Source organism: Syntrophomonas zehnderi OL-4 (assembly GCF_000983115.1).
GTDB classification, from domain to species: domain Bacteria; phylum Bacillota; class Syntrophomonadia; order Syntrophomonadales; family Syntrophomonadaceae; genus Syntrophomonas_B; species Syntrophomonas_B zehnderi.
On the sequence record NZ_CGIH01000013.1, the window covers coordinates 95819 to 105764 of the forward strand.

Sequence of the window (9946 nt, forward strand, 5' to 3'; positions counted from 1 at the left end):
AATAAATTATAATACGGAATAAAATTAACCAATCATGCCATACCATTAATCGCCTTTACAAGTTTGGGATACTCGGTTTGCTGATTACATGCAAGGGCAGTAAAGGAGATAAAAGTATTGGATTATTCAACTATATGTAAGAAACATATACATAGGGAACTGAATAAAATTAAACCCCATGATCATGGCTGTATTATATATGAAACCGAAGCAGAATGGCAGCAGATGGTAATTCCATTTATTGTGCAGGGCATACAGAACGGTGATAAATGCATATATGTGCTCAGTAAACGCAAAAGGAATTATATTAGGAATTGCCTGCGCCAGGAGGGTGTCGATGTAAATGAAATAACTGGTTCGGGTCAGCTGCTATTTATTCGCCCAGCGGATATTTTTAAAGGAAATAACATAAATAGTATTGAGCAGGTTACCAAAATATATATGAGGTGGCTGGACTTATTTTTACATGAGGGGTACCGTACCATTCGAGTTATCAGCGAAGAGATGTTTCGGCTTTTTGATTCCAAACAGAATGAATTTTTGGAATTGCAATTATGGCTGAATGAAGAGATATTCACCGGCTACCCCTTGATTTCACTGTGCCAGTACCACCGCCATCATGAAAACCCTATGGTGCTGCGGGATGCCATTATCTCCTGCAAATGGTTGGTAAGAAACGGCCAGGTTAATCGCAATCCCTTCTGCCTGTCGGCAGAATTATATTATAGACACAAGGATACAGCCTGGGAAGCCGAATATATGCTGCAAGCTCAGGATACCCTGGCCGAATCCGAAGAAAAGTATCGCTTGATGGTTGAACATTCACTCGATTTAATTTTGATTATTGAGGCGAAAACCTTTGAAATACTATTTGTAAGTCCATCTCAATATTCAATATTAGGATATTATGAAGATGAATTGATTGGACGAAATGCAATTAGTTTCGTGCATCCCCTGTATCGAGAGACTTCGGTTTCACTATTACAAAAAGGTTTTCACAGGGGATCAGGAGAAGGTATTTATCCGGTCAGGAAAAAAACGGGTCGTATATATGGATGGAAACTAAGGGAACCGTATTGCGCCACGAGAGCCAAAACGACAAAATAATTTTGTTCAGCCGTGATATCCACGAGAAGATGCTGGCAAAAAAAGAACTGCAGGAAAGCCAGCAGAAATATAAATACCAGGTGGATTACCTAAATACGCTGATAAATACCATGAACGAATTCTGTATTACATATGATAAAAAAACCCGGATAACCTTTGTGAATAAGAGATTGCTGGAAGCCCTGGGATATACGGAAGAAGAAATGTTGGGAAAAAGCGTCCTTCATTTCGTTTCCAAAGATTATATCGAACCCGCCCTTAATCAGATAAATAATCGCCTCTACTTTGGTGAGGTGAGCAGCCATGAGAATGCTATTGTCTGCAAAGACGGAAGCGTTTTATTGGTAAGACTTAAGGGTTCACCGATAATAAAAAACGATGAAATCGTTGGCGGTCTGGTGCTGGCTGAAGATATAACCCAGGAACGCAGAATCGAAAAGGAAATGGCAAGGCTGGTACAGTTAAATACGGTAGGTGAAATAGCCGCTAGTATTGGGCATGAGATCCGCAATCCCATGACGACCGTGCAAGGATTTTTACAGATTATGAGCCAAAATGAGAAGTTGAGTGATTTTCGCGATCATTTTGAACTTATGCTGGAAGAACTTAACCGGGCCAACTCCATTATCACTGAATTCTTAGCCCTGGCCAAGGACAAGGTGGTGGATTTGCAATGCTGGAATTTAAATAAAATCATCGCCGCTATCGCGCCATTATTGAAGGCTGATGCCATGAAAGAAGACAAAAATATCTGTTTTGAATTAGGAGATATTCCTGATTTGTTATTAGACGAGAAGGAAATCCGCCAACTGCTGTTAAATCTGGTGCGTAATGGCCTTGAAGCCATGCAGGAGGGAGGAACGGTTACTGTCCGCACCTGCCTGGAAGAAGAAAAGGTAATGCTGGTAGTAGTAGATGAAGGTGAAGGTATTCCAAGCGAGATCCTGGACAAAATAGGCACTCCATTTTTAAGTACCAAGGAAAAAGGTACGGGGTTGGGATTGGCTGTGTGCCATAGTATCGTAACCCGGCACAACGGAGTAATAAATGTAAGTACCAGCAGTCAAGGCAGTAAGTTTGTTATCTGTTTTACCCCTTCCTTTTAAGCGCTAGATATATAATCAATGATATTTAAGAAGATTTTTCCGTTGGCAAGCGAACTATAATCCTGCCTTGGAGCAAGTGGGTACTCAGCAACCAAGACAGAACAGCTTCGGCTCCTTGATTTAGATTTACCCCCTCCCGGGTGAGGGCATCATAGCAACCGCCCGTCTCCTGGTTAAATAAGACCAGGCCATTTATGTTTTTCCCCCAGTACCACTCATGAGCCAAAAAAGCCAGGTTCTGATACTCCTTTAAGCCAATAGCCTGATAGGCTTCCCAACAAGCAAAAACAACGGATGCCGCATCAACAGGTTGCTGATCCCAAAGCGGCAGTTTGCAACCACGCGTATACCAGCCTTCATTCCCCACAATACTAAGATAACCTCGGGAGAATAAGCTGTCATTTAGAAAACCCAAAGATTCATGGGCAACTTTCAAGCATTTTTTATCACCGTTGAAAGCATAAGCGGCAAAAAGAGCCTGGGGGATCACCCCGTTACAGTAAGTCATTGAATCCTCAAACCATTTCCAGTCCCGGCTTTGATTTGAGTTAAACAAATTTATCAGCCTGGCCGCCAACAGATTTACGAGTTCGCATAAAGCTGTCTCCGACAGAAATGGAAAGCGCCCCTTGCACAGACCAATTAAACTGTAGGCAATACCCCGGGGAGAAGTAAAATCAATGATGCGGAGTAAGGCGTTTTGCAGCATGACCGTACAATTAGCGGCAATATCAGGCCACTCGCACATAGTGGCCGCACTGCAGGCTAAAAATGCTCTGCCGATACTGTCTTCGGAATCATACCTATGAATAAACCGATCGTTTAGATAGAGGTTGCACCAGCTGCCATTCGGGCCTTGAAGTTTGCTTAATAGTTGGCTGTAGAGGCGCGCATAAGGATAGCCATCCTCTCCCATAAAAAGGGCTACCAACAAGGCCCGGGCATTATCGTCCAATGTGTAACCGCTTTGGGGATCAGGCTGGTCCAGTTTAGAAAACTGTAAAAGACCGGTTGTGTCGGTCATATTGATTAAATGTTTATAGTTTAGCATAATTTAACTGTTTTTCCTCCTGATGATTTGTTTCCTGGACAATCTGTCTGAAGAAATCGGTATATTCCTTGCCGATGCTGCCCCAGGTCCAGGTCTGACCGAGTTTATAGGCCTGGGCTTGCAAATTTTCCGATAATTCCCGGTTGGACAGAATTTGACAAAGCAATGCGCTAAGGTTTTTTGGATCCGGCTTTTCGGCTAAAAGACCACGGCCGCCACGCAGGACTTCATTGGCATAAGCATAGTCGGTTGACACTATAGCCCGCCCGCAGCCTACCGCGAAAGCCAACGTTCCGCTTACGGCCTGATCCATATTGGGATAGGGACTGATATATATATCGGTCATATATAAATAATCACCTAATTCTTCATTGGTCAGGTACTTATTTACAAAAATCACATGGGCTTGTAAATCCAGCTCCGTTACCAAATTATTAAGCATCTGTCGATATTTCTCGCCCTCGTAACGCTGCAGCATGGGATGGGTCTGCCCTAGAATCAAATAGGTTACATCGGGATAATCAACAACCACGTTTGCAACTGCGCGAATTCCTAATTCCAGTCCCTTGCCCGGACCTATCAAACCAAAGGTGCTAATCAAGCGCCGCCCTTGAAAACCGTATTGGCGTTTTAAATCCTGAGATGACTTCTTTGGAAAATCCGGCACCCCATGAGCAATAACTCTGACCAGTTCGGGAGGCGCTTCGTATAGATTAACCAACAGTTGCTTGGAACGCTGGGTCATACATACTATTCCGGCTGCCCGGTGGCAAAGTTCATTTAGGATCTGTTTTTGACGTTTGGTAGGGCGAGGCAGCACGGTATGGGTGATCAGCACAAAGGGTTTATGCAAAAGTTTAGTCAATTCCAGGACATACTCTCCATCTATGCCGCCAAAGATGCCATATTCATGCTGCAGAACCACCAATTCGATCTGGGAGGAGCCGTTAATATAAGCCGCTGCTTTAATATAGTCTTGTTTAAGGTTTTGCTGGAGATTGAAACTTACCTCTTCTGGATAATGGTAATTAAAACTATCGTCAGACAGGGCCATAATCGAAACAGCGTTATCTGCTGCGAATAAACTGTTGCGCAGATCCATGGAAAAAGTCGCAATACCGCATTGTTTGGGTGGATAAGTGCCAATATTAATGATGTTCATTGCCTGTGCTCCTTTCTTTTTATTGGCTTGTCTGGTATTCTCCCTGATTTTGCCGCAGGTTATACCTGAGGGTATAAAGAGAATCATGGCTGGGAAGGGAACTGCATTTCTTGGTAATAAAGTCGTAATATTTGAGTTTTAAACCTGATCTCCGGCCTTAAGGCCAAGAGAGTTAAGATAATCCAGCATAGTCTTTTTGATTTCTTCCAGCGATGCAGGCGAATCGCCTTCACAGCGGAAAATAATCTCCGGGCCGGTATTTGATGCTCTTACCAGAGCCCAACCATGGGGAAATATAATGCGCGCGCCATCTATATCAATGACTTCATGATCTTTTTTAAAGTGAGCCAGCACTTGGTTCACCATATCAAACTTTTCTTCTTCAGTACTGGAGATTCTGATTTCTGGGGTAATATAATATTTGGAGATGTCCGCAAGCATCTCCTCTATACTTTGATTACTATGAGACAAGATCCTTAGCAAGCGAGCGGCAGCATATAAAGCATCATCAAAGCCATAGTATTCGTCCGCAAAAAACATATGTCCGGACATTTCCCCGGTGAATACGGCGTCTATTTCCTTCATTTTTGCTTTAATTAAAGAATGACCGGTCTTATAAATAAAAGGGTTTCCGCCTAACTTTTCAATTTCATCTATTAAGCTCTGCGAACACTTTACCTCCACAAGACAGGTGCTGCCCGGATAATGGGGCAGAATCTCCCGCCAGAAAAGGATCATCAGTAAATCGCCCCAGATCATATTGCCTTTTTGGTCAACCACCCCTAAGCGATCGCCGTCACCATCAATGCCGATACCGATATCCGCTTGCGTTTCCTTCACCTTTAAAATCAAATCATGCATATTTTCAGGATTGACCGGATCGGGATGGTGATTTGGAAAGCTGGAATCTGATTCGCAGTATAATTCGATGACTTCACAGCCCAGACGTCTGAATAATTCCGGAGCAAAAACGGAAGCAGTGCCATTGGCACAGTCAACCACTACTTTAGGAATATTGGGGCCCAATTTAATTTTGGACTCTATCATTTGCATATAGGGCTCTTGGATGTCAGCCAAGGTTAGCAAACCTCTTGATCTTACGGGGAAACACCCCTCTTCTGCCAGACGCTTGATTTCCAGTATCTGTTCGCCATAGATGGTGGAATCGCCCAAGAGAAGTTTACAACCGTTATATTCCGGGGGGTTGTGGCTGGCGGTAATCATGATGCCGGCATGAAGATCAAGATGACGGGATGCAAAATAAAACATCGGTGTGACTACGACTCCCAGGTCGGTTATATCACATCCCGCCGTCAAAAGGGCATCCGCCAGTATATTCCTGAAGCGCAGTGAAGAACTGCGGTTATCCCTGCCCAGTAGTAGATGGGTATAGCCGTATTCACGGGCATAAAGAGCAAAAGCACTGCCAATATCATGCATCACTTCATCGCTTAACTCCTTATCAACAATACCCCGGATGTCATATTGCCGAAATATATGAGAAATAACCCTCGCCTCCTAAAATAATAGACCCAGATAACCCAGCAACTCTATTAGGGATTAAAGCTATCGCGTTATCCGCATCCTTTCCTTTTATTACAGCAAATCGTAACGTTCCATTTTATCCAGCCTGGCAACCAGTTCGCGTATATCCTGGGAGCGGTGACGATCGGCAACCAGAATAACATCGGCAGTTTCTACCACTATTAAGTCTTCTACCCCAAACAGCACTACGGATTTGCCGTTTTGTTTAACTAAGCAATTCTTGCTGTCCAGAATCAAAATATCGTTTCCCAAACAAGAATTTTGCTGTTCATCATAAGGAAACAATTCGGCCAAAGCATTCCAACTGCCTATATCGCACCAGCCAAACCGGCCCGGAACGACAGCCATACGCCTGCTTTTTTCCGCAACTCCATAGTCCAGACTGATATTGGGCAAAGTGGCATAATTTTGCAAATAGTATTTATATCCTTTTATCAAAGGTTGATAAATATCAGGCAGGTGGCGGGCAAATTCATCCAGCAGGGTTTTTATTTTGCCTATATATATACCGGAATTCCATAAAAAGCGGCCGGATTTTAGATATGATTTAGCCGTATCCAAATCAGGTTTTTCACAAAATGACTGAACCTGAAAAACGTCTTCCAGGCTGCCGATTTCCCAGAAGGTTTTTTCAATGTAACCATAACCCGTTTCGGGACGATCTGCTTCTATGCCAATAGTTACTATATGATCCTGTTCAGCTGTCTGAATCGCTTTATTGATACTAAAACAGAATGAATCAATATCCACAACGTAATGATCGGCCGGAAATATACCCATAATTGAATCCGGTTGACTGGAATGAAAACTTGCCAGGGCCAGACCTACTGCCGGAGCTGTATTTTTACCGTCAGGTTCACTTAGTATCTCGATTTTATCAGCATCCGGACGGTTATTTACAATGTTTTTGATATCGGCCAATAGTTCATCATTGGTAATTATAAGCATTTGCTGAAATCCCGCTTTTGCCAAACGATCCAGCGTATGATCCAACATCGATTTATTATTTAAAAACTTGCATAGTTGTTTGGGATGTTTGCGTCTGCTTTCAGGCCACAGACGTAAACCGCGCCCTCCTGCCAGAACTACAGCGACCATATTTTTACCTCCAAGTGTCTCACCACTTATATTATGCAGTTAACCTCCAAGAATATTCCTTGCCAATGAAAGAGCCAGGAATAATACCGACAAAAATGAACGAGTACTATTCTTAAGCTATCCACTTTAAATATTGTGACCATTTTGCTCGAATATATAAGTAAGATTGTTGGTTTACGTATTATGGATAAAAAAATAGACGCATGATCTGCGTCTATTAAAAATTATTTTCCCGTTAAACGTTGAGGCAAATTACGAAACTCGGTTTTTATTTTTACTGCCGCTGGCTTTATCCCGTTCACCTTTATCCAGAATCAATTTTCTGAGCCGCAGGGTCTTAGGGGTAACCTCCAGCAGTTCATCATCATCGATAAACTCCAAACATTTTTCTAATGACATTTCTACCGGAGTGACCAGGCGCAAAGCATCATCGGCTCCGGATGCCCGGGTATTAGTAAGATGCTTTTTTTTGCACACATTTACCGTAATATCAACACTGCGGGCATTTTCTCCGACAATCATGCCGGCATAGACTTCGGCACCCGCGTCTATAAACAGAGTGCCTCTCTCCTGGGCATTGTGCAGTCCGTAGGTTACAGCCGTACCGGAATCAGAAGCCACCAGCGAACCGCGGCTGCGGGTTCTTAACTCACCTTTAAAAGGCTGATAGTTCTCATATATATGGTTCAAAATGCCGTTGCCTTTAGTATCAGTCAGGAATTCACTCCGGTAACCGATTAAACCCCTGGCCGGTATCAAAAACTCCAGCTTCATGAGCGTACCGGCTCCATTTGCCATATTCAACAACTCGCCTTTGCGTCTGCCGACCCCTTCAATTACCGTACCCACAAACTCATCAGGCACTTCCACAAACAGCCTTTCCATCGGCTCGCAAACCTGACCGTCAATGTTTTTCAAAATAACTTCCGGTCTGGTAACCGCAAATTCATAACCTTCTCGGCGCATGGTTTCAATCAAAATGGAAAGATGCAGCTCGCCGCGACCCGATACCTTGAAACAATCAGGCGTTATTTCTTCCACCCGTAGGGAAACATTGGCCAACAATTCCCGCATAAGGCGATCTCGTAAATGACGGCTGGTAACATAGCTGCCTTCCAATCCGGCCATTGGACTATTGTTAACCACAAAATTCATCGAAATGGTAGGTTCATCTATACTAACGAAAGGAACAGGGTTTACAGACTCCAGACTGCAGATGGTATCGCCAATGGCAATATCCTCAATACCGGATACAACGACTATTTCTCCCGCAGCACAGTTTTGCATTTCCACCTTTTTCAATCCTTCAAAAGCAGAGAGGGTACTTATTTTAACGCGTTGCTGTTTACCGGAAATATTGCACAGGATAGCTTCCTGATTCCTGCTGATAGTACCATTAAGTATTTTACCTGTTCCTATGCGGCCGAGATAACTGTCATAGTCAATAGAAGATATAAATAGCTGCAGGGGAGAATCCACATCACCCTCTGGTGCGGGGATTTCCCTGATTATTAAATCCAGCAACGGACGCATATCATCAGACGCATCCTGCAGATTAATCTTGGCAAAGCCGGCTTTAGCTGAAGCAAAAGCCACCGGAAAATCCAGTTGGGATTCATCTGCTCCCAGGTCAATAAACAGATCCAAGATTTCATCTAATACCTCGTGGGGACGACAATCCGGACGGTCAATTTTATTAACAACTACCAGCGGCTTCAAACCTGCGTCCAAAGCTTTTTTTAATACGAAACGGGTTTGGGGCATAGGGCCTTCAAAAGCATCCACCAAAAGTAAAACGCCATCAACCATATTTACAATGCGTTCAACCTCACCCCCGAAATCAGCATGACCTGGAGTATCAACGATGTTAATTTTGGTGTTTTGGTAGGTGATACTGGTATTTTTAGAAAGGATGGTGATACCACGTTCTCTTTCCAGATCGTTATTATCCATAACCCGTTCCGGAACGAACTGGCGTTCACGAAAAGAGCCGCTCTGTTTTAGAAATTTGTCGACCAGGGTGGTTTTGCCATGATCAACATGTGCTACAATGGCGATATTTCTTAGTGATTGCTGAGTCATTACTATTCCCTTTCCTTCTTTTAGTGTATCCGTTGTCGATATGGAAGCAGACACAGATTACACAGATTATTACTTGCAAGATACCGGTAGCTTAAAAAAAATAAATATTTAGTTATTTGTTAAAAACCGGATACGACACTTCATTATATCAAGGTGTAATTAGGCTTTCAAACATATATTGGAACTGGTGATTCCGCTGATTATTAGTTGGGCAGTGAGAGGATAAAAAAGGTTTAACGAAAAATGGGTTAATAAGGTATTTTTATTTATACCGGGGGGCGATTTCGGGATAAACCAATTTAAAAAAATAAAAAACCTTTAACCACTTTAAAATTATAGAGCAAACAAACGAGAAAATACAGCCTTAGAATAAGGATAACATGAATACCTACATAGACACGCAACCTAGTGTACTAATTTAAAAAAAGGCATAAATAGCGTTGACAGTTGTCGAATAGGATGATAATATAACTCTTGCGCGGCAGGCGAGAGTCGAAGCGCGAGATCTTGATAAAACAGAACAAAGAGAACAAGAAGTGCGAAAAAAAGGTTTTCTTAAATAGAAAGAAGACCAAGGTCCAGCGAAAAGAGTTTTAAAAAAAGCCAATCAAAACGCTGATAAAAGAAAAAGGTACGGGCAGCCTTAAAAAAGGGAAGCCTGTAGCAATATTTTATTGGAGAGTTTGATCCTGGCTCAGGACGAACGCTGGCGGCGTGCCTAACACATGCAAGTCGAACGGACTAATGTTTGACACTGAGTGTTTTAAGAAGGATCAAGAAGAGTCAAGACCCGAA

At 42.9% G+C, this 9946-nt stretch carries 7 protein-coding genes and 1 rRNA gene; 3 read left to right on the forward strand and 5 right to left on the reverse strand.

The window, feature by feature from the left end; translation table 11 throughout:
* Positions 1 to 117: 117 nt before the first annotated feature.
* Complete coding sequence (locus AAV90_RS14865; protein WP_046496332.1) at positions 118 to 1107, forward strand: MEDS domain-containing protein; 990 nt, start codon at positions 118 to 120, stop codon at positions 1105 to 1107.
* Positions 1056 to 2213: an ATP-binding protein gene (locus AAV90_RS04620; RefSeq protein WP_084691479.1), complete on the forward strand. Its 1158-nt coding sequence runs from the start codon at positions 1056 to 1058 to the stop codon at positions 2211 to 2213. The genes AAV90_RS14865 and AAV90_RS04620 overlap by 52 nt, the downstream gene beginning before the upstream one ends.
* 25 nt (positions 2214 to 2238) lie before the next feature.
* Here the strand turns inward: AAV90_RS04620 and AAV90_RS04625 are convergent, their stop codons facing one another.
* The 5 genes from AAV90_RS04625 to typA all read right to left on the reverse strand — a co-directional run bounded on the left by AAV90_RS04625 (position 2239) and on the right by typA (position 9151).
* Positions 2239 to 3264: a hypothetical protein gene (locus AAV90_RS04625; protein WP_046496334.1), complete on the reverse strand. Its 1026-nt coding sequence runs from the start codon at positions 3262 to 3264 to the stop codon at positions 2239 to 2241.
* Entirely contained in the window at positions 3251 to 4426 is a 1176-nt protein-coding gene (locus AAV90_RS04630; protein WP_046496336.1) for a glycosyltransferase family 4 protein, read from the reverse strand. Before AAV90_RS04630 ends, AAV90_RS04625 begins: the two co-directional genes overlap by 14 nt.
* A gap of 138 nt (positions 4427 to 4564) precedes the next feature.
* A complete protein-coding gene (locus tag AAV90_RS04635; protein ID WP_046496337.1) occupies positions 4565 to 5932 on the reverse strand; it encodes a phosphohexomutase domain-containing protein in 1368 nt (455 codons plus the stop codon).
* 90 nt (positions 5933 to 6022) lie between these two features.
* Positions 6023 to 7069 (reverse strand): mannose-1-phosphate guanylyltransferase, encoded by a 1047-nt coding sequence (locus AAV90_RS04640; RefSeq protein WP_046496339.1) that lies wholly within the window; start codon positions 7067 to 7069, stop codon positions 6023 to 6025.
* A gap of 252 nt (positions 7070 to 7321) precedes the next feature.
* Entirely contained in the window at positions 7322 to 9151 is a 1830-nt protein-coding gene (gene typA, locus AAV90_RS04645; RefSeq protein ID WP_046496341.1) for a translational GTPase TypA, read from the reverse strand.
* A 671-nt stretch (positions 9152 to 9822) separates the two neighbouring features.
* Here typA and AAV90_RS04650 point away from each other — a divergent pair.
* A 16S ribosomal RNA gene (locus tag AAV90_RS04650) occupies positions 9823 to 9946 on the forward strand; the annotation flags it as partial.

Excerpts from the sequence above, each read along its gene's own strand:
- AAV90_RS04620 (WP_084691479.1), top strand. The coding sequence starts at position 1,056 with ATGGAAACTAAGGGAACCGTATTGCGCCACGAGAGCCAAAACGACAAA.
- AAV90_RS04625 (WP_046496334.1), bottom strand. The coding sequence starts at position 3,264 with ATGCTAAACTATAAACATTTAATCAATATGACCGACACAACCGGTCTT.
- AAV90_RS04630 (WP_046496336.1), bottom strand. The coding sequence starts at position 4,426 with ATGAACATCATTAATATTGGCACTTATCCACCCAAACAATGCGGTATT.
- AAV90_RS04640 (WP_046496339.1), bottom strand. The coding sequence starts at position 7,069 with ATGGTCGCTGTAGTTCTGGCAGGAGGGCGCGGTTTACGTCTGTGGCCT.
- typA (WP_046496341.1), bottom strand. The coding sequence starts at position 9,151 with ATGACTCAGCAATCACTAAGAAATATCGCCATTGTAGCACATGTTGAT.